Origin of the sequence: Pseudomonas sp. BLCC-B112 (genome assembly GCF_028550695.1) — a bacterium.
Lineage (GTDB): Bacteria > Pseudomonadota > Gammaproteobacteria > Pseudomonadales > Pseudomonadaceae > Aquipseudomonas > Aquipseudomonas danubii.
In genome coordinates this window covers 90,900-109,866 of sequence record NZ_JAQQGK010000004.1, presented here as the reverse complement: position 1 = coordinate 109,866, position 18,967 = coordinate 90,900, and the positions used below count along the sequence as shown (strand labels likewise).

Here is an 18,967-nt window from a genome sequence, read left to right as displayed (position 1 = left end):
GCCGCCTCACCAGGCCTGGCCGCGACGCTTGAGCTCCAGGCGGCGCACGAACTCTTCCAGTACCAGGGAATACAGGTCGTCCTGCAGGTAGGCGTCCTCGATACCGGCGTCGAGATTGGGGTTGTCGTTGACCTCGATCACCACCACCTTGTCGCCGGACTGCTTGAGATCGACCCCGTACAGACCGTCGCCGATCAGGTTGGCCGTCTTCACGGCCAGCTCCACCACGGCCCGCGGCGCTTCGTGTACCGCCAGGGTGCGGCACTCGCCGTTGATGTCCTGGCCCTTGGCCTTGTGGTTGTAGATCTGCCAATGGCCCTTGGACATGAAGTACTGGCAGGCAAAGATCGGCTTGCGGTTGAGCACGCCAATGCGCCAGTCGTACTCGGTGTAGAAGAACTCCTGGGCCAGCAGCAGCACCGAGTGCTCGAACAGTTCGGCGGTGGCCGCCAGCAAGGCCTGTTGGCTTTCGACCTTGATCACGCCTCGCGAGAAACAGCCATCGGGAATCTTCAGCACCAAGGGAAAGCCCAGGCGTTCGCCGACCCGTTCGAAGTCTTCCGGTCGCTCCTTGTAGAGGATCTCGGTGGCGGGCATCCCCAACTGATGGCCCTTGAGCAGGTCAGTGAGGTAGACCTTGTTGGTGCAGCGCAGGATCGAGGTGGGGTCATCCATCACCACCAGCCCTTCACTCTCGGCCTTCTTGGCAAAACGATAGGTGTGGTTGTCGACGCTGGTGGTTTCGCGAATCAGCAACGCATCGTATTCGGCAAGACGGGAGTAATCCTTCTTCTCGATCAACTCCACATCGATGCCCAGCCCCTTGCCAACCCGGATGAAGCTTTCCAGCGCCCGGGCATTGGAAGGCGGCAGGACTTCTTGGGGATCGTGAAGTATCGCCAGGTCATAACGGGCCAACTGCCTTGAGCGTGGAATACGCCAGACCTTGCGACTGAAACTATCCAGAGAGTTGGCGAACTGATCTTCCTGATCCTCTCGCAACTTATGCAAGGCCCCGGATTTCACGCCTTCGATACGCCATGTGTTAGTTCGTTTGAAATCAACTAACAAGATCGGACACGGAAACAGCTCGAACAACTGACGAGCCAGTTCCTGCAAGGGCTCGATATGGGTCCGGCCAAAATACAGCGTCAGGGTAAAACCTTCGGTATCACTGTAGAGGTGATTGCTCAGGGCTTTTTCCAGGGCCTTGTCCAGGTCGTCCAGGGCCAATCCATAGAGGGCCTTGCGGGTCAGTTCACTGATGGTCCGTACCGATGGAATCACCCGGTGGCCGCGGGCTTCAGCCAGCAGCGAGCAGTAGTAGCCGTGTCCCAGGTACTTGTAGCTGCGGCACAGGTTGATCACCTGAACCCGTTTTCCCGGAGCACGTTCGCGGCTCTGCTCGAGGTACTCCTGGGCCGTGAGAATATCTTCACTGGGAAAGTAGGAAGCCCAGTCTTCCTTGCGTTCGACAATGATAATCACCTGACTTGAAGCTTTATCCCCAGGGGAAAAATAACTTGCCGAAGTGATTGTCGCCGGCAAACTTTGCTCGGATACTTCTCGCCAATGACCTTGTACCGCTGACATAAAGTTCGCTCTCGCTTAAGAACCTGACCCTTTCTATTAAGCACGAACTTTTTTCGAAGTCTCGTTTCGTTACGCAACTTTTACGGCGGTTATATGGATCTTGTCTTTCGCACTGCAACCCCCGACGATCTGCCGGCGCTGGTGGCCCTGGAACAGCAATGTTTCACCAGCGACCGGCTGACTCCACGCAGCTTCCAATGGATGATCAGCCGCGCCCACGGGCAACTGCTGGTGGCCGAGCATCAAGCGCGATTGCTGGGCTATGCCGTGGTGCTGTTTCATCGCGGCACCTCGCTGGCGCGGCTGTATTCCATCGCCATTGCCGAAGACGCCCGGGGCCTTGGCCTGGGCCGGCGCCTGCTGCAACGGATCGAGGCCTGTGCCCTGGAACACGACTGCGCCTATCTGCGCCTGGAAGTGCGCACCGACAACCCGGCCGCGATTGCCCTGTACGAACGCCATGGCTACCGGCGTTTTGCCCGCATCCACGACTACTACGAAGACCACGCCGACGCTTTGCGCCTGGAGAAACGCATTCTCCAGCACCGTGAGACCCGCAGCATCCGCGTGCCCTACTACCAGCAGACCACCGACTTCACCTGCGGTCCGGCCTGCTTGCTGATGGCCATGGCCGCCCTGCAGCCATCGCGGCCCCTGGAGCGCCGAGAGGAACTGCAGATCTGGCGTGAAGCCACCACCGTATTCATGACCGCCGGCCATGGCGGCTGCAGTCCCCAGGGCCTGGCGCTGTCCGCCTGGCGCCGCGGCTTTGCCGTGCGCCTGCAGGTCAACAGCGCCGGGCCATTGTTTCTCAGCGGCGTGCGCGACGAGCATAAAAAGGACGTCATGCGCCTGGTCCACGACGAGTTCTGCAAGGAGCTGGATGCCAGCGATGTGCAACAGGTACTGGGTGGCCCTCTGGACCTGCCGAGGTTACTGAGTGCGGGCGGCCAGCCCCTGGTGCTGATCAGCAGCTATCGCCTGACCCGCTCCAAGGCGCCCCATTGGGTGATAGTCACCGATTGCGACGAGGACTTTGTCTACCTGCATGACCCGGATGTCGACCATAGCCAGCATCGCCAACCGATGGACTGCCAGCACCTGCCGGTCAGCCACAGCGAGTTCGACAAAATGTGCAGCTTCGGCAGCAGCAAACTGCGGGCCGCCGTCATCCTCTCCACGCGCCCCCAAGCGTAGGAGCCGGCTTGCCGGCGAAGCGGCCCTGCCCTCGCCGTCGCCCTTGGCTGGCGAGCCAGCTACAGCAGCGAGCTGGCTCGGTGTTGGGGATGGGGATGGGGATGGCGCGGATTACTCCAGGCCAACCTTGTACAGGCCGCCCTGATCCTCGTCGGTGAGGATGTAGAGATAACCGTCCGGGCCCTGGCGCACGTCACGGATACGCGCATTGAGGTCGCCCAGCAGGCGCTCTTCATGGGTGACACGGTCGCCGTCAAATTGCAGGCGGATCAGTTCACGGGTGGCCAGGGCGCCGATGAACAGGTTGTGCTGCCAGGGTTTGAAACGATCACCGTCATAGAACGCCATGCCGCTGATGCCGGGAGACTTCTCCCAGACATGACGAGGGCCCACGGTGCCTGGCGCTGTCTGGCCACCGGCCTCGGGAATCGGTTGGCCGGAGTAGTTGACCCCGTGAGTCGCCAGAGGCCAGCCGTAGTTCTTGGCCCGTTCGATGAGGTTGATCTCGTCACCGCCCTTGGGTCCGTGCTCGTTCTCCCACAAGGTGCCGCTCCAGGGGTTGAGCGTCGCGCCCTGCGGATTGCGGTGGCCGTAGCTCCAGATCTCCGGACGCACCCCGGGCTGGCCGACAAAGGGGTTGTCGTCCGGCACCCGGCCATCGGCGTACAGGCGCACGATCTTGCCCTGGAGTTTGTCCAGGTCCTGGGCGGTGGCCCGGTTGTTGTTCTCGCCCAGGGTGATGAACAGGTAGCCGTCGCGGTCGAACACCAGGCGAGAACCGAAGTGGTTGCCGGTGGACAGCTTCGGCTCCTGGCGGAAGATCACCTTGAAGTCCTTGAGCCCGCTCAGGTCGTCGGCCAATCGGCCCCGGCCGACCGCAGTGCCGGCTGTGCCGTTCTCGCCACCGCCTTCGGCGTAGGACAGATACACCAGGCGGTCCTGCTTGAAGTCCGGCGACAGCACCACGTCCAGCAAGCCGCCCTGGCCATTGGCCCAGACCTTGGGCACGCCGTTCAAGGGGGCCGAAAGCTTGCCGTCCGGGCTCACCAGCCGCAGGCTGCCGGGACGCTCGGTGACCAGCATGCCTTGGCGATCCGGCAGGAAGGCCAGGGCCCAGGGGTGGTTCAAACCTTGCACCAGCGGCGTCAGGCTCAGAGTGCCCTGCTCGCTGGGAAACGACTGTTCGCCCGCCGCCGCGACCGGCAACGCGCTGCCCAGCAGGACGCTGGCGCACAAGGTGGCGAAAAGGGTTTTACGCAACATGCTCGCTTCCTTCTGTGGATCAAGAAATTCCCTCGCGCCCCCAGGCAGGCGGCGCCGACAACGCAGTACACCGGCATCTTAGCGCCGGTTGTTCGGATCGTTGGCTCGGGGGCTTTGCACTCGGGGATCGGGGTTGGGGCGCTGCACGCCGCCCCGGGGATAACCGTTGCCGATACCGCCGTTCTCCAGGGTGGGCCGCCGGACGCTGGGGGCGGTACTAGGGCCGCGCACAGGCGGGCTGATGGGCTGGGTGCCCTGCATGCTGTTGGGATTGGCCCGGCGAATGGGGTTGCTGTAGGGATCGTTGTTGCCGCTGTTGGGCAGGTTCTGCGCCAGCAGCAGAGTGCTGGGCAAGTGCGGGGACGGGAGCGGTTCAGGAGCGGCGGCCCAGACGGCGCCACTGGCCCAACTCAGCGCGATGAATGCGGCAAACCTGCGAGCCAGACTGTTCATGACAAGCCTCCTGAAGAGCGACAAGGTATCGAATACGATTCCACGCTACGCCCAGGGTTCGCCTTTGTTAATTAAATAATCCTGCAGAACATGTAACACCCGGTATCCGCGGCCCGCCATTGGCGGCGCCGCGTTACCGCTGTGCAGAAGGCGGATGGCCCATCAGATATAGATGAACAGCAACAGCAGTGCGGCGAAGATCGCCCACTTTTCCAGGTAGTAACGGGTGCGGTTGCGCTTCTTCAGTTCCTTGCCCCGCAGGCGGATCTTGTACAGCTTGTTGAAGGCACGGTTCAGGCCACCGGTCTTGTCCCCGGCATCGTTGGGCGAACCGGCAGCGGACATCACCGTGCGGCTGAACCAGCCGTTGAACGCTGCAGCCCAGCGATACTTCATCGGCCGCTCCACGTCGCAGAACAGAATGATGCGGTTCTGATCGGTGGTGTTTTCCGCGTAGTGGATGTAGGTCTCGTCGAACATCACCGCTTCGCCGTCGCGCCAGTGATAGCGCTCGCCATCGACCTCGATGTAGCAGCCTTCGTTGTTCGGCGTGGACAGCCCCAGATGGTAGCGATAGGAACCGGCATACGGATCGCGGTGACGCACCAGCTTGGAGCCCGGTGGCAGCTCGGCAAACATCGCTGCCTTGATCGAGCCGATGCTCTGCACCAGCTCGGTGGTGCGCGGGCACAGCTTCATCGCCGAAGGGTGGCTGTCGCCGTACCACTTCAGATAGAAGCGTTTCCAGCCGGTCTTGAAGAACGAGTTGAAACCCACATCGTTGTACTGATCCGAGCGCTTGATCTCACCGGCCTGCAACAGGTTCTGGCCCTCGGCACGAATCTCCTCCCAGTGTTCCTGCAGCTTGTTCATCTCGGGAAAGTCGGCCGGGTCCAGGTAGGGCCGGTTGGGAAACTTGGAAAACAGATAAAGGAAGCAGTTGATGGGGGCCAGGAAGGTGGAGTGATCACTCAGTTGGCGACCCAGCTTGTGGCGCACGCGCCCCCGCAGGTGTACGTACGCAATGGATAAAACGTATACAGCGGCAATGATGAGTTTCACGGAAATTGTCACACTTCAGAAGAGAGCATGCTGCGCCCCTGAAAGCCCGAAGGGCCAAAGGCAAATGGCAGCGTCTGAGTTGAAAAAAGCGCAATCGGCGAACATCTTCGTCGTCGATCCGACCCTCGGCGTCCGGCCGTCGGATCGCATTTTAGCCACAGTTTGTAACCAATGGTTAACTCAAATTTGTGAAAAGCTGCGCGACTTCTGTCGAAATTTGCCTGTATTGCGCCAGGTTTTGCTCCAGCTCAATAAAATGCCCTCCAGCGCTCTGGCCGGCACAAACGGGCTGTGTTGGCCGGACTCCCGAGGTATCCTGCCGAGCGCTTTTTTCTTTGTACCCGGCAAGGATCGCTGAATTGATCGACCCCACACCGCTCCCGATCCTGGTCCTGCTGCCTGGAATGGATGGCACCGGCAGGCTGTTCGACCCCCTGCTCCACGCCCTGCCCCCGAACGTAGCGGTGCAGGTGCTGCGCTATCCCCCCGATCAGGTGCTGGACTACCCCGCCCTGGTAGAGCGGGTATGGCAACAACTGCCGCTGGACCGTCCTTTCGTGTTGCTGGGCGAGTCGTTTTCCGGGCCGGTGGCCGTCAGCATCGCCGCCCGACGACCCAGCGCTTTGCTGGGGCTGGTGCTGTGCAGCAGTTTTGTGCGCAATCCACGTTCGGCACTGGCGCCGCTGTCACCGTTGCTCAAGCTGCTGCCCTTGCGACACCTGCCATTCTGGCCGATGGATGCCTTGTTGCTCGGCGGCTTTTCCACTGCCTCCCTGCGCAGTGCCCTGGCGGCAGCCATCGCCCAGGTGACGCCCCAAGTACTGCGGGCCCGGTTGCAGTCAGTGATTGCGGTGGATGCTAGCCAGGCCCTGGTGGCCACGGATGTACCGCTGCTTTACCTCCAGGCCCGCCACGACCGGCTGGTGCCGGCCTCGGCATCCATCCTGATCCGGCAACTGCGCAAGGACGCCCGGCTGGTGGCCATAGACGGCCCCCACTGCCTGCTTCAGGCCGCACCCACTGAGGCCGCCGTGCACTTGCAGCGGTTCATGCACGAGTTGGCTCAGGCCCGGGTTGCACTTAACGGCAGTTGAACATCGGCCATTGCGGCGAAAATCCCTACCCGAGCGTCATACAACTGCTCGGTTACATATGCGACAATGCGCACAAATTCCAACATGCACCCCGCACTCTTTGCTCAGCAACCCGGCCCCGTCGCCGGAATGTTGCGCTCGACGTACGCCCGCTGGCTCAGTTCCACACCCAGACCGGCCCGACCTGGAAGGCTCCAGATCGCGCTTCGTGGATTCAAGGCTGGCGCTAAATCATTGGTAGGTAAGTAATTGATCTCCACAGCTAACATCACCATGCAGTTCGGCGCCAAGCCACTGTTCGAGAACGTTTCGGTCAAGTTCAACGGTGGCAACCGTTACGGCCTGATCGGCGCCAACGGTTGCGGCAAGTCGACCTTCATGAAAATCCTCGGTGGCGACCTCGAGCCGTCCGGCGGCCAGGTCATGCTGGAGCCGAACGTGCGCCTGGGTAAACTGCGCCAGGACCAGTTCGCCTACGAAGAATTCACCGTGATCGACACCGTGATCATGGGTCACGAAGAGCTGTGGAAGGTCAAGGCCGAGCGCGACCGCATCTACTCGCTGCCGGAAATGACCGAAGAAGACGGCATGGCCGTGGCCGAGCTGGAAACCGAATTCGCCGAGATGGACGGCTACACCGCCGAATCCCGCGCCGGTGAGCTGCTGCTGGGCCTGGGCATTCCCCTGGAACAGCATTTCGGCCCGATGACCGAAGTCGCTCCGGGCTGGAAGCTGCGGGTGCTGCTGGCCCAGGCACTGTTCTCCGATCCGGAAGTGCTGCTGCTGGACGAACCGACCAACCACCTGGACATCAACACCATCCGCTGGCTGGAAAACATTCTCACGGCGCGTAACAGCACCATGATCATCATTTCCCACGACCGGCACTTCCTCAACAGCGTCTGCACCCACATGGCCGACCTGGACTACGGCGAGCTGCGCCTGTTCCCGGGCAACTACGACGAGTACATGATCGCTGCGACCCAGTCCCGCGAGCAGCTGCTGTCGGACAACGCCAAGAAGAAAGCCCAGATCGCCGAACTGCAGACCTTCGTCAGCCGCTTCTCGGCCAACGCCTCGAAAGCCAAGCAGGCCACTTCCCGGGCCAAGCAGATCGACAAGATCCAGCTGGCCGAAGTCAAGCCATCGAGCCGGGTCAGCCCGTTCATCCGCTTCGAACAGACCAAGAAGCTGCACCGCCAGGCCGTGACCCTGGAGCGCATGTCCAAGGGTTTCGATGGCAAGACCCTGTTCCAGAACTTCAGCTTCACCGTCGAAGCCGGCGAGCGTGTGGCGATCATCGGCCCCAACGGTATCGGCAAGACCACCCTGCTGCGCACCCTGGTGGGCGAGCTGACCCCGGACGCCGGTACCGTCAAGTGGACTGAAAGCGCGGAAATCGGCTACTACGCCCAGGACCACGCCCATGACTTCGAAGACGACGTCAGCCTGTTCGACTGGATGGGCCAGTGGACCCAGGGCGAGCAGATGATCCGTGGCACCCTGGGCCGCATGCTGTTCTCCAACGACGAGATCCTCAAGTCGGTGAAGGTGATTTCCGGTGGGGAGCAAGGCCGCATGCTGTTCGGCAAGCTGATCCTGCAAAAGCCCAACGTGCTGGTGATGGACGAACCGACCAACCACTTGGACATGGAATCCATCGAGGCCTTGAACCTGGCCCTGGAAAACTACCCGGGCACCCTGATCTTCGTCAGCCACGACCGTGAGTTCGTATCGTCCCTGGCCACTCGCATCATCGAGTTGAGCCCAAGCGGCGTGACCGACTTCAGCGGCACCTACGACGACTACCTGCGTAGCCAGGGCGTGATGTTCTAAGGCGGCAGCCTGTTTCAAACTACAAGCGTCAAGAAAAGCCCCGTCCGTTGTGACGGGGCTTTTTCGTATGCGCCCCCCCCTCTCGTAGGAGCCGGCTTGCCGGCGAAAAGGCCCTTGAGTCGGCATTGCCCCTGAGAACGCCTTCGCTGGCAAGCCAGCTCCTACAGGGCGGAGGGGCAAGATAGTTAGCCTGCTTCCTTTTATGATCGCGGCACGCGATGATGCGGTTCTCTAACCGCCGCCCGCGAACGAGCCTTCATGCCCGAGCCACAGACCTCCGCTCAAAGCTCCATGGCGATCACCCTGCAGATCGTCTCCATCGTCTTCTACACCTTTATCGCCTTCCTCTGCATCGGCCTGCCAATCGCCGTGCTGCCGGGCTACGTCCACGAACAGCTGGGCTTCAGCGCGGTGATTGCCGGGCTGACCATCGGCGCGCAATACCTGGCCACCCTGCTCAGCCGGCCCATGGCCGGGCGCATGTCGGACACCGTGGGCACCAAGCGCTCGATCATCTACGGCTTGCTGGGGATTCTCCTCAGCGGGCTTTTGACCCTGATTTCAGTGTGGCTGGAACACTGGCCACTGCTGAGCCTTGCCGTGCTGTTGGGCGGACGCCTGCTGCTGGGCGTGGCCCAAGGCTTGATCGGGGTCGGCACCATCAGTTGGTGCATGGGCCAGGTGGGCGCGGAACACACGGCACGCTCTATTTCCTGGAACGGCATTGCCTCTTACGGCGCCATTGCCATCGGCGCGCCGCTGGGGGTGGTGATGGTTGAGCAATACGGTTTCACCAGCCTGGGCATCGCCCTGTCGGTTCTGGCGGTGCTGGCCCTGCTGCTGATTCGCAACAAACCCTCGGTGCCGGTGATTCGCGGCGAGCGCCTGCCGTTCTGGGCGGTCTTCGGGCGCATTGCCCCCTTCGGCGCCAGCCTCAGCCTGGCCTCCATCGGCTATGGCACCCTGACCACCTTCATTACCTTGTTCTACCTGAGCCGCGGCTGGACCGGCGCCGCCTATTGCCTGACGGTGTTCGGGGTGTGCTTCATCTGCTCGCGGTTGCTGTTCATCTCCAGCATCAGCCGCTTTGGCGGCTTTCGCTCGGCCATTGCCTGCATGTGCGTCGAAACCCTTGGGCTGACCCTGCTCTGGCTGGCGCCGTCCACGGCCTGGGCGCTGATCGGCGCCGGGCTCACCGGCTTCGGCTTGTCGCTGGTGTACCCGGCGCTGGGGGTGGAAGCCATCAAGCAAGTGCCCAACAGCAGCCGTGGCGCCGGTTTGAGTGCCTATGCGGTGTTTTTCGATCTGGCCCTGGCCATCGCCGGCCCCTTGATGGGCGCGGTAGCCTTGAACCTGGGGTATTCGTGGATTTTCTTCTGCGCCGCCCTGCTCTCGATCACCGGCCTGGGACTGACGCTGCTGCTCAAGCGCCGGGCCGGTGCCTGAGTTACTGGTCGGCGGTCTGCATCCCTGCCCGGCTCGGCCGGCCCAGGGTATGGGTAAAGAACCTGCCGGCCTCGGCAATCAGGTTGCGATGGATATCCTCGCGGTCGACGCCGTCGGCATCGGTGCACAGGGCCGGCATGGCCGCCAACTGCTCGACGCTGCACGGCGCCATGAACACGAAGTGCCCGGCGCCGGCCAGCAGCTTGAAGTCCGGGGCCACGGGCAGCTTGCGCGCCAGGGCCGCGGCATTCTTGTCCAGGGCCACCAGCTGGTCGCCATCGCCGCTGTAGAGCAGCACGGGCACATGCACCCCGGCCAGGGTCTGGCGACCGAATTTCAGGCTCAGGGGCGCCATCAGCATCAGTGCATGCACCCGCGGGTCGGCCACTGGCTGCAGATCCTCGCGGTCGACAATCAGTTCGCCCTGGGTATTGCAGGCATCGCGATCATCAGGACGTTCCTGGCAGTAACGCCGCAGGCGGTCCAGGTCAGGCGTGGCGCCGGACAGGATCAAGGCGGTCTCGCCGCCGGCGGAATAACCGATGACCCCGACCTGATCGGCATTGACGAAGGGCGACAGCATCGGGTCGCCAAGGGTGGCGGTTATGGCTTCGGAAATCTGGATCGGCCGTCCGTAGAGGTTGCTCAAGGTGCCCAGGCGGCTGTGGTCCTTGGAGTTGTCACCGGGATGAATCACCGCCACCACGACAAAACCCTTGCGTGCCAGGGACGTCGCCAGGTCATGCAGGGCCAGGGGTGTACCGGTATTGCCGTGGGACAGCATCAGCATCGGGAAGCGGCCGATGGCGACCTTGGCATCCCGGGATGCGGCGATCTGATACCCCTCGACCCGACTGGGGTGCTCGATACCGGTGGACGGGTAAAAGGCAATGGCGCGCATCGGCTGCAGGTCCAGGGGATCGAGAAAGCTCATCTCATGGAAGCCGACGCTCCAGTGCGGGTGTGGCGCGGGAGCGGCCTGCACTGAAATCGGGCTGCCGAGCAGGCACATCAGTAACACTGCACAAACACGCTTCATCACACGCCCACCTTTGCTGCCGGATCGAGAAAGCCCGTTACCCCTGCCATCCCTTGCTGCCAAGGCCTTGAAGCAAGATTGGCCCATCAATGCGAATGCACGGCCAGGGAGCACGACTCCCAGCCTCGAAAAACCTGCATAACCTGGGCCAGCAACACTGAAAACGCCCACAAAAAAACTCCGCATTCTGATCACTTCAAACAGTCATCAGAATACGGAGTCTAGTGGCGCTTGCCGTGCCGGAAAGCGTCTTTACACAAGCCTTACGCCGCGGCGAAGAGCTGTTCGCTGATCTGCGCCTGGGCGTCGCTCATGGCTTTGTTGCGCACGTCTTCACCGTACCCCAGGCCGTGAGCGCGAACGAATTCGATATCGGTGATACCGAGGAAGCCGAACAGCACCTTGAGGTAGTCCTCATGAGCCGTCCCAGTGGCCTGGCCGACATGCAAGCCGCCGGAGGTGGAGACCACGATGACCTTCTTGCCGCCGCACAGGCCTTGCGGGCCGGCTTCGGTGTAGCGGAAGGTCTGGCCGGCCACGGCAATGCGGTCGATCCAGGCCTTGAGCTGGGTCGGGATGGTGAAGTTGTACATGGGCGCCGCGATCACCACCGCGTCGGCGGCCTGGAATTCGGCCAGGGCCTGGGCGCTGAGTTCGGCTTCGTGCTTTTGCGCAGCATCACGCAGCTCGGCGGCGGTGCCGGCGGCCACCAGGGTCGCAGCAGAGAAGTGGCTGATGGCATCGCCGGCCAGGTCGCGATAGGTCACTGCCAGGTCAGGCTGGGCGGTTTTCCAGGCCTGGACCACGGCGTGGCTCAGTTGGCGGGACGCCGAGTTGTCACCCAGGATGCTGGAATCGATATGCAAGAGTTTCATGTGGGATCTCCAAGTGAGGACCGCCACTGGGCGATCGGATGCTGGCAATCCTACAGGTGAATTCAATAGCTGATTAGTCGGCATAAATGCGATAGTTCGTCCCACCAGCAGGACAATCGAGCCTTTCCCCATGCAAGACCTCAACGATCTCTATTACTTCGCCAAAGTGGTGGAAGCCGGTGGCTTCGCCGCCGCCGGGCGCCAATTGGGCATTCCCAAGTCGCGTCTGTCGCGGCGCATCGCCGAACTGGAGGAGCGTCTCAAGGCCCGGCTGCTGCAGCGCACGACCCGGCAGCTCAAGCTCACCGCCGTGGGCGAGCGCTACCTGCGCCATTGCCAGGCCATGTTGCTGGAAGCGGAGATGGCCGACGAAGCCGTGGCCAGCATGGCCAGCGAACCCCGGGGACGCCTGCGGGTGTCGAGCCCGGTGGGCCTGGCCCATGAATTGCTGACGCCACTGGTGAGCAGCTTTCTGGAGAAATACCCGCAGGTGCAGCTGGAGATGCTGTTGCTCAACCGCCGTGTCGACCTGGTGACCGAAGGCATAGATGTGGCCCTGCGAGTACGCGAGCAAGGCGACGAAGACCCTTTGTTGGTCACCCGGCGCCTGCGCCCGGCGCAAACGGCGATGGTCGCCTCCCCGGCCTTCCTGCGGGACAACCCGGTGACCCACCCGCAAGACCTGAGGCACCTGCCCATACTCGGCGCCCTGGAAGCCGACCGGCTGGTACACCTGCGGCTGCTGGATCAACAGGGCAACGCCTGCGACCTGGCCCTGGAGGCGCGCCTGGGCATCGATGACTTCATCGTCCGTCGCGCCTGCGCCCTCGCCGGCCTGGGCTGCACCGTGCTGCCAATGCTGTACTGCGAAGCGGAACTGGCCAGCGGTCAGCTGGTGCAACTCCTCCCCCAGTGGTCACTGCCCGGCGGCTGGCTGCAAGCGGTGTATCCTCACCGCCGGGGTGTATTGCCGGCCGTGCGGGCCTGGATCGAGCACCTGAGTGAATCCTTCGAACGTTGTGGAGAACGTGCCCTGTGAAAGCTGCAACCCTGAATGAAGAGCAAGTGGCGCAATTCTGCCTGGGCCTGCCAGGCGCGCGGGAAGACTACAAATGGGGCGGCGTGCGGGTATTCTCGATTGCCGGCAACAAGATGTTTGCGTTGCAGAACCTGCGGGGCGAGTCCCTGGCCTTCAAGGTCGACCGGGAACTGTTTCTTGGCCATGTCGACCGTCCGGGCATTGCCCCGGCGCCCTACCTGGCCCGGGCTCACTGGATCATCATGCACAGCCCCTACCCGCTGGGGGCCGATGAACTCAAGGCCCTGCTGCAAGCGTCCCATCAATTGGTGGTGAGCAAGCTGCCCAAGCGCACCCAGGTCGGCCTGCTGCTCTAGAACAGGCTCAGCAGCCCGCTTTCCAGGAACAACCGATCAATCCAATAGACCTGATGCAAGGCCACGATCAGCCAGAACAGCGTCTGATAGGACACCTTGCGGGTCTTGTGCCGCAACAGTTGCTGAGCCAGCAAGGCACCGGGCCAGCCACCGGCCAGTTCCAGAGCGTGCAGGACCTTCTCCGGCGTGCGCTGCCCCTCGGCCCTGGCCCGGCGCTTGTCGTGCCAGTACAGCAGGAAGGTCAACAGGCTGACGGCGCCATAGGCGACCAGGGGGATGATCGAGATTGCTCGCCACCACAGGGACAACGAGCCGAACAACGGCAGTGCGCACAGCAGGACCCATACCAGCAACTTGAGCTTCAGATTGTGGATGCGCGCGCCACTGCCGGCGCGCGGTTCGCTGCGGCCCGTCGTCACGGCTGGACCGCCGTCCAGTCGACCCAACCGAACTGCCAGGTCGCCAGGATCAGCAGGCCGAAGGCAATGCGATACCAGGCAAACGCCGCATAGCTGTGGCTGGCAATGAACTTCAGCAGGCCCTTGACCGCGATCATGGCGAAGATGAAGGCCGTGACGAAGCCGATGGCGAACACCGGAAAATCATCCGGCTGGAACAGGTGGCGGTACTTGTAGCCGGAGTACACCGCGGCCCCCACCATGGTGGGCATCGCCAGGAAGAACGAGAACTCGGTGGCGGTCTTGCGCGACAGGCCGAACAGCAGCCCGCCAATGATGGTCGAGCCGGAACGCGAGGTCCCCGGGATCATTGCCAGGCATTGGGCGCAACCGACCTTGAGCGCGTCCTTCCAGGTAATGTCGTCCACCGTCTCGGCATGTACCTGATGCTGCCGGCGCTCGGCCCACAACATGATGATGCCGCCAACCACCAGGGCCGAAGCCACGGTGATGGGGTTGAACAGGTAAGCGTGAATCAGGTCGGCGAAGATCACCCCCAGCACCACCGCTGGTAGGAAAGCGATCAGCAGGTTGACGGTGAAGCGCTGGGCCTTGGGTTGGGTGGGCAAGCCCAGCACCACATCGAAGATCTTGCGCCGAAATTCCCAGACAACCGCAAGAATCGCCCCCAGTTGAATGATGATGTTGAAGGCCATCGCCCGCTCGCCCCCGAAGTCGAGCAAGTCGGCGACGATGATCTGGTGCCCGGTACTGCTGATGGGTAAAAACTCGGTCAGGCCTTCGACAATCCCAAGTATCAATGCCTGCGCGGCGGTCCAAAAATCCATCAATCCCCCATAAGGCGATGCTCCAGGCATGCCTCTTTTTTAAGTATTCAAAGCCATTACTGCGACGAGCGTAGCCGAGTTTTCGGCGCCCATAAGATCAACACAAACCTATGAAAATTCTGTGAAAAATTCAGAAAGGTTCAGGTTTTGCGTGAAGGCGCCGAAATCCTAACAGACAGGCGCAAAATGCGCCTGTGGTGTTATTGGACTTCCGTAGGGTTGGCGCTCGAAGGCAGGCGTGCTTGGATGCTCACGGCCTTTTATGACAAGAACAAGAATCTGGAGTGACCGGATGATGAATAGCTTACGCAAGATGTCCATCAGTCAGCGTTTGTGGCTGATCCTGATCGTGGCGGTGCTGACCCTGGTGACCCTGGGCGTGATGATGCTCAAGCAGATTCATGGCGACCTGTACCAGGCCAAGGCGCAGAAGACCCAGCACGTGGTGCAGACCGCCGCCGGCGTGCTCACTTACTACCAGGGCCTGGAAGCCGCCGGCAGCATGAGCCGCGAACAGGCACAGAAACAGGCGCTGCAGGTGATTCGCGGGCTGCGCTACAACCAGAACGACTACTTCTGGATCAACGATCTGACGCCGGTCATGATCATGCACCCGGCCAACCCCAAGCTCGACGGACAGAACCTGGCGGCAGTCAAGGACCCGGACGGCTTCGAAGTGTTCAACGAAATGGTAGCCCTGGCCAAGTCCAAGAGCGCCGGCATGGTGGACTATCGCTGGCCCAAGCCCGGGGCCGAGCAGCCGGTGCAGAAGACCTCCTATATCCAGCTGTTCCAGCCCTGGGGCTGGATCATCGGCTCCGGGATCTACATCGATGACCTGCAACAGGAGTTCTATGCCCAGGTACTGCGGGCCTCCTCTGTCGGCCTGGTGATTGCCCTGCTGATGGCGGGCCTGGTGGTGCTGATCGTGCGCAGCATCGTCAGCCCGCTGCGCGAGACCGTGCACGCCATGGCCAATATCGCCAGCGGCGAAAGCGACCTGACCCGCAGCCTGGATACCCATGGCCAGGATGAAGTCACCGAGCTGGCCCGACACTTCAACGGTTTCACCGCCAAATTGCGTGGGGTCGTGACGCAGTTGCAGACCAGCGCCGCGGCCCTGGAACAGTCCTCCAGCGAGCTGGGCAGCAATGCCGCCGAGGCCCAGGAGCGCAGCCAGCAACAGTCCCAGCAGATGGAACAGGTGGCCGCAGCCATCAGTCAGGTCACCAGTGGCGTTCAGGATGTTGCGAGAAATGCCGAGCACGCCGCCAGTGAAGTGCGCGAGGCCGAAGCCCAGGCCCAGCAAGGCCAGGTCAATATCGACGGCAGCCTGCAGCAGATCGATCAGCTGTCGAGCACCATCGATCAGGCGGTGGAAGTGATCCGCACCCTGGCGGCAGAAAGCACCCAGATCGGCACCGTACTGGAAGTGATCCGCTCCATTGCCGAACAGACCAACCTGCTGGCCCTGAACGCCGCCATCGAGGCGGCCCGGGCCGGGGAACAGGGTCGGGGTTTTGCCGTGGTGGCCGACGAGGTGCGCCTGCTGGCCCAGCGCACCCAGCAATCGACCGCAGAAATCCAGGGCATGATCGAGCGCTTGCAGAATCACTCGGAAGCGGCGGTCAAGGTGATTGGCGACAGCAGCCGCGCGTCGCAGTTGACCATCGAGCAGGCGGGCCTGGCCGGTACCAGCCTCAATGCCATTGGCCAGGCACTGCGTACCCTCAACGGCCTGAACGCCTCGATTGCCAGCGCCACCCTGCAACAGGCCCATGTGGTGGAAGACATCAACCACAACGTCGGCCAGGCGGCAGGCCTGTCCCAGGGCACCGCTCTGGCGGCCCAGCACTCCAGCGCCGCCAGCCGCCACCTCAAAGAGCTGTCGGAACAGCTCAATGGCCTGCTGCGCCAGTTCCGCGTCTGAGTCACTTCAGGGTCTGGGCCCCGGGCTGACGCCCAGGGCCCAGACTGGGTACAATCCGCCCCCTCCTCCACTTCCCCAAGGAACCGCCATGTCCGGGCTTGAACTGTTTGCCGCTGCGCTAGGCGTCATTGCCGTCTGGCTGACGGTTAAACAGAACCCCTGGTGCTGGCCCATCGGCCTGGTCATGGTGTTGCTCTACAGCTGGATCTTCTACGAGGTCAAACTCTATTCCGACATGCTGCTGCAGGTGGTCTACGCCGTGCTGCAGCTCTATGGCTGGTGGCAGTGGACCCGGGGCGGCGACCGCCATCAGGGGCGCCCGGTCAGCCAGTTGCAGCCCGTCGGCTTGCTCCAGGGCCTGACCCTCGGCGCGCTGGGCAGCCTGATGCTGGGAGCGGCCATGGCCCACTGGACCGATGCCGCGCAACCCTGGCTCGACGCCGCCCTGACCGCCTTCAGCCTGGTAGCCCAATGGTGGATGGCGCAGAAGCGCGTGCAATGCTGGCCGCTGTGGATCGCCGTGGATGTGATCTTCGTGGGTCTGTTCATCTACAAGGAGCTGTACCTGACCGCGGCCCTCTACGCCCTGTTCACCCTGCTGGCGGTCCAGGGCTGGCGCACCTGGCGCGCCGACCCGGCGTTGCAGTCGTGAAGGTACTGGTGCTGACCGGCCCCGAGTCCAGTGGCAAAAGCTGGCTGGCGGCCGAGCTGCAAGCGCACTTCGGCGGCATCCAGGTGGGTGAGTACGTGCGCCACTTCATCGAGCAGGAGTGCCGCGATACCTGCCTGGCGGACATCCCCGAGATCGCCCGTGGCCAGTTGGCCTGGGAGGACCAGGCCCGGGCCCGGCAACCCGCCCTGCTGATTCTCGACACCCACCTGCTGAGCAACCTGCTGTGGAGCCGGACCCTGTTCGGCGACTGCCCGCCGTGGCTGGAAACCCAGTTGCTGGCCCGGCATTACCACCTGCACCTGCTGCTGTCCCCGGAGGATGTGGCCTGGAGCGACGACGGTCAGCGCTGCCAGCCGCAACTGGCGCAGCGTCAGGCTTTCTTCGACGCCACGCAGCAGTGGCTGGACCTGCACGCGCAGCCTTATCGGGTCATTCGCGGCGATTGGCAGGAGCGCCGGCAGCAGGCCTTCGCCCTGGTTCGACAACTGCTGCTGGACTGATCCCGCCGCAGGTGCGCCCCCCCAGAGTGTCCATTCCTGAAACACTCCCCTGGCGATCAGGCCGCCATTTTCGGGGGCGGCGCCCACTGTCGGCGAAACTGTTGCGCCACTGATACACCCCCGCAGCAACCCTTGTTCCAGAGCATTGTCCCGGTTATGGCCAATGGCCGTCGGTGGTGTCTGTCTCAATCCTGAAACACCTGCTGCGTCCTTTTTCCCAGCATTTTCCCAACCCATTGATTCTTCGCAAGAAATCAAAAGCGGCACGGCTTCTGCTCTCTCCCTCTCAACGCTGACTAGGGCCAGCACTGAGAAGAAGGAATACCGCCGTGGGGACTCTGAACAAAAGTTTCACCCGCTTACTGCTGATCGGCTGTGCCGTCAGCGCGGTGTCCAGTCTTCCGGTTCTGGCGGCGGGCAATGGCGAGATCATCATCCAGCGCACCTTACAGGCACAGCCCCTTGGCCGTGCGCCTCTGCAGAAAGATCCCAATCCTGTTTCGGTCAATACCAACCCTTCAACGTTGGTCAATCAGATGACCGGCAATGAAATGACCGATGGCGATTTCGCCGGCATCAGGACTGGCGCGCTGATCCGCGGCACCGTGCTGTCCGGCAACAGCGGTGTACCGGGGATGAATGTCCTGAGCAACAGCAATAGCCATGGCCTGCCAGGCATGGCAGTGGGTCATGGCGGCGGCGCCGGGGCCAGTATTTCCGGCTCGATCAATCGGAGCATCAACACCGGCATGGCTCCCTTGAAAAATATCGGGGGCCAATGAGATGAATCGCTCAGTCCTGTTCCTTGCCTTGCTCGCCTGCTCCGGGGCCATGGCCGACTCCGCCAATCAAGCCGCCGCCACCTCCAGCATCCAGAACTCCGGCACCGGCTACACAGGCAACTTCAACGTCAACCAGGCCGCCGGCGACCAGCAACAACAGACCAACGTGCGGGCCATTGCCATCGGCACCAACGCCACGGCCACCACCAGCGTCAACCAACGCATCACCACGCCAGCCGACCGCTCGGTCAATACCAGCAGCACCATCGGCGGCAACTCTTTCAGCAACGGCAGCGGCGCACTGGGCGTGAACCAGTCGGCCGGGGCCAACAACCAGATGGCCAATGCCCTGCGGATCAGCATCAGCGCCAATCCGCAAAGCATTGACGACAGCGCCCTGTCCCAACAGAACGTGGCGCTGTTACCAAACTCGGGAGCAACTGGCACTCAACAAGGCAGCCGCCAGGTCGTTACCAGCGACCAGGCCTTCACCGGCAGCCGTGGAGTGATTCAGGTGAACCAGAGTGCCGGGGTGGGGAACCGAATGGCTAACACCCTGAGCATACGGGTCGCAGATTGACCC

General features: G+C 62.5%; 20 protein-coding genes. 12 read left to right on the top strand and 8 right to left on the bottom strand.

Going from position 1 to position 18,967, the window contains the following annotated elements; all coding sequences use genetic code 11:
* Positions 1-6: 6 nt before the first annotated feature.
* Entirely contained in the window at positions 7-1,593 is a 1,587-nt protein-coding gene (locus PQT43_RS11950) for a RimK family protein (protein ID WP_102879267.1), read from the bottom strand.
* A gap of 93 nt (positions 1,594-1,686) precedes the next feature.
* Here PQT43_RS11950 and rimI point away from each other — a divergent pair, with 93 nt between their 5' ends.
* The gene (gene rimI / locus PQT43_RS11945; protein WP_102879266.1) at positions 1,687-2,790 is read left to right on the top strand and encodes a ribosomal protein S18-alanine N-acetyltransferase; all 1,104 of its coding nucleotides are present in this window, start codon (positions 1,687-1,689) and stop codon (positions 2,788-2,790) included.
* Between the two features lie 111 nt (positions 2,791-2,901).
* Here the strand turns inward: rimI and PQT43_RS11940 are convergent, their stop codons facing one another.
* The 3 genes from PQT43_RS11940 to lpxO form a co-directional block, all read right to left on the bottom strand.
* Positions 2,902-4,053, bottom strand: a complete 1,152-nt coding sequence (locus PQT43_RS11940; RefSeq protein WP_272753978.1) for a PQQ-dependent sugar dehydrogenase — start codon at positions 4,051-4,053, stop codon at positions 2,902-2,904.
* Between the two features lie 78 nt (positions 4,054-4,131).
* Positions 4,132-4,506 (bottom strand): hypothetical protein, encoded by a 375-nt coding sequence (locus PQT43_RS11935; RefSeq protein ID WP_102879264.1) that lies wholly within the window; start codon positions 4,504-4,506, stop codon positions 4,132-4,134.
* A 162-nt stretch (positions 4,507-4,668) separates the two neighbouring features.
* A complete protein-coding gene (lpxO, locus tag PQT43_RS11930; protein ID WP_102863520.1) occupies positions 4,669-5,568 on the bottom strand; it encodes a lipid A hydroxylase LpxO in 900 nt (299 codons plus the stop codon).
* Here lpxO and PQT43_RS11925 point away from each other — a divergent pair.
* The 4 genes from PQT43_RS11925 to PQT43_RS11910 all read left to right on the top strand — a co-directional run bounded on the left by PQT43_RS11925 (position 5,531) and on the right by PQT43_RS11910 (position 9,944).
* The gene (locus PQT43_RS11925) at positions 5,531-5,926 is read left to right on the top strand and encodes a hypothetical protein (protein WP_253085522.1); all 396 of its coding nucleotides are present in this window, start codon (positions 5,531-5,533) and stop codon (positions 5,924-5,926) included. The two genes, lpxO and PQT43_RS11925, sit on opposite strands and share 38 nt — an antisense overlap.
* Position 5,927: 1 nt before the next feature.
* Positions 5,928-6,662, top strand: a complete 735-nt coding sequence (locus PQT43_RS11920; RefSeq protein ID WP_110597037.1) for an alpha/beta fold hydrolase — start codon at positions 5,928-5,930, stop codon at positions 6,660-6,662.
* Positions 6,663-6,911: 249 nt separating this feature from the next.
* Complete coding sequence (locus PQT43_RS11915; RefSeq protein WP_102863518.1) at positions 6,912-8,498, top strand: ABC-F family ATPase; 1,587 nt, start codon at positions 6,912-6,914, stop codon at positions 8,496-8,498.
* A 258-nt stretch (positions 8,499-8,756) separates the two neighbouring features.
* Complete coding sequence (locus PQT43_RS11910; RefSeq protein WP_123390727.1) at positions 8,757-9,944, top strand: MFS transporter; 1,188 nt, start codon at positions 8,757-8,759, stop codon at positions 9,942-9,944.
* A 1-nt stretch (position 9,945) separates the two neighbouring features.
* On the opposite strand, the gene PQT43_RS11905 is transcribed toward PQT43_RS11910, so the two are convergent.
* Together PQT43_RS11905 and PQT43_RS11900 are read right to left on the bottom strand one after the other, a co-directional pair.
* Positions 9,946-10,983, bottom strand: a complete 1,038-nt coding sequence (locus tag PQT43_RS11905; RefSeq protein WP_102879260.1) for an alpha/beta hydrolase family protein — start codon at positions 10,981-10,983, stop codon at positions 9,946-9,948.
* Between the two features lie 263 nt (positions 10,984-11,246).
* Positions 11,247-11,858, bottom strand: a complete 612-nt coding sequence (locus PQT43_RS11900; protein WP_272753977.1) for an FMN-dependent NADH-azoreductase — start codon at positions 11,856-11,858, stop codon at positions 11,247-11,249.
* A 130-nt stretch (positions 11,859-11,988) separates the two neighbouring features.
* Between PQT43_RS11900 and PQT43_RS11895 the strand changes: the two genes are divergently transcribed.
* Positions 11,989-12,897: a LysR substrate-binding domain-containing protein gene (locus tag PQT43_RS11895; protein ID WP_102863515.1), complete on the top strand. Its 909-nt coding sequence runs from the start codon at positions 11,989-11,991 to the stop codon at positions 12,895-12,897.
* A gap of 11 nt (positions 12,898-12,908) precedes the next feature.
* A complete protein-coding gene (locus PQT43_RS11890; RefSeq protein ID WP_181433961.1) occupies positions 12,909-13,253 on the top strand; it encodes an MmcQ/YjbR family DNA-binding protein in 345 nt (114 codons plus the stop codon).
* On the opposite strand, the gene PQT43_RS11885 is transcribed toward PQT43_RS11890, so the two are convergent.
* Positions 13,250-13,672, bottom strand: coding sequence for a DUF1294 domain-containing protein (locus PQT43_RS11885; protein ID WP_267268243.1), 423 nt, complete (start codon positions 13,670-13,672; stop codon positions 13,250-13,252). The two genes, PQT43_RS11890 and PQT43_RS11885, sit on opposite strands and share 4 nt — an antisense overlap.
* Entirely contained in the window at positions 13,669-14,499 is an 831-nt protein-coding gene (locus tag PQT43_RS11880) for an undecaprenyl-diphosphate phosphatase (RefSeq protein WP_272753976.1), read from the bottom strand. The genes PQT43_RS11885 and PQT43_RS11880 overlap by 4 nt, the downstream gene beginning before the upstream one ends.
* Positions 14,500-14,794: 295 nt before the next feature.
* On the opposite strand from PQT43_RS11880, the gene PQT43_RS11875 reads away from it, so the two are divergent.
* The 5 genes from PQT43_RS11875 to PQT43_RS11855 all read left to right on the top strand — a co-directional run bounded on the left by PQT43_RS11875 (position 14,795) and on the right by PQT43_RS11855 (position 18,964).
* Entirely contained in the window at positions 14,795-16,429 is a 1,635-nt protein-coding gene (locus PQT43_RS11875; protein ID WP_272754141.1) for a methyl-accepting chemotaxis protein, read from the top strand.
* A gap of 88 nt (positions 16,430-16,517) precedes the next feature.
* Complete coding sequence (gene pnuC / locus PQT43_RS11870) at positions 16,518-17,081, top strand: nicotinamide riboside transporter PnuC (RefSeq protein ID WP_102879254.1); 564 nt, start codon at positions 16,518-16,520, stop codon at positions 17,079-17,081.
* The gene (locus PQT43_RS11865) at positions 17,078-17,602 is read left to right on the top strand and encodes an AAA family ATPase (protein WP_102863510.1); all 525 of its coding nucleotides are present in this window, start codon (positions 17,078-17,080) and stop codon (positions 17,600-17,602) included. Before pnuC ends, PQT43_RS11865 begins: the two co-directional genes overlap by 4 nt.
* Positions 17,603-17,931: 329 nt before the next feature.
* Positions 17,932-18,384, top strand: coding sequence for a hypothetical protein (locus PQT43_RS11860; protein ID WP_102879253.1), 453 nt, complete (start codon positions 17,932-17,934; stop codon positions 18,382-18,384).
* 1 nt (position 18,385) lies between these two features.
* Entirely contained in the window at positions 18,386-18,964 is a 579-nt protein-coding gene (locus PQT43_RS11855; RefSeq protein WP_110597041.1) for an adhesin, read from the top strand.
* The last annotated feature ends 3 nt before the right edge of the window (positions 18,965-18,967 follow it).

Excerpts from the sequence above, each read along its gene's own strand:
- PQT43_RS11875 (WP_272754141.1), top strand. The coding sequence starts at position 14,795 with ATGAATAGCTTACGCAAGATGTCCATCAGTCAGCGTTTGTGGCTGATC.
- PQT43_RS11900 (WP_272753977.1), bottom strand. The coding sequence starts at position 11,858 with ATGAAACTCTTGCATATCGATTCCAGCATCCTGGGTGACAACTCGGCG.
- pnuC (WP_102879254.1), top strand. The coding sequence starts at position 16,518 with ATGTCCGGGCTTGAACTGTTTGCCGCTGCGCTAGGCGTCATTGCCGTC.
- PQT43_RS11855 (WP_110597041.1), top strand. The coding sequence starts at position 18,386 with ATGAATCGCTCAGTCCTGTTCCTTGCCTTGCTCGCCTGCTCCGGGGCC.
- PQT43_RS11950 (WP_102879267.1), bottom strand. The coding sequence starts at position 1,593 with ATGTCAGCGGTACAAGGTCATTGGCGAGAAGTATCCGAGCAAAGTTTG.
- PQT43_RS11880 (WP_272753976.1), bottom strand. The coding sequence starts at position 14,499 with ATGGATTTTTGGACCGCCGCGCAGGCATTGATACTTGGGATTGTCGAA.
- PQT43_RS11910 (WP_123390727.1), top strand. The coding sequence starts at position 8,757 with ATGCCCGAGCCACAGACCTCCGCTCAAAGCTCCATGGCGATCACCCTG.
- PQT43_RS11935 (WP_102879264.1), bottom strand. The coding sequence starts at position 4,506 with ATGAACAGTCTGGCTCGCAGGTTTGCCGCATTCATCGCGCTGAGTTGG.
- rimI (WP_102879266.1), top strand. The coding sequence starts at position 1,687 with ATGGATCTTGTCTTTCGCACTGCAACCCCCGACGATCTGCCGGCGCTG.
- PQT43_RS11940 (WP_272753978.1), bottom strand. The coding sequence starts at position 4,053 with ATGTTGCGTAAAACCCTTTTCGCCACCTTGTGCGCCAGCGTCCTGCTG.
- PQT43_RS11925 (WP_253085522.1), top strand. The coding sequence starts at position 5,531 with ATGGATAAAACGTATACAGCGGCAATGATGAGTTTCACGGAAATTGTC.
- PQT43_RS11895 (WP_102863515.1), top strand. The coding sequence starts at position 11,989 with ATGCAAGACCTCAACGATCTCTATTACTTCGCCAAAGTGGTGGAAGCC.
- PQT43_RS11905 (WP_102879260.1), bottom strand. The coding sequence starts at position 10,983 with ATGAAGCGTGTTTGTGCAGTGTTACTGATGTGCCTGCTCGGCAGCCCG.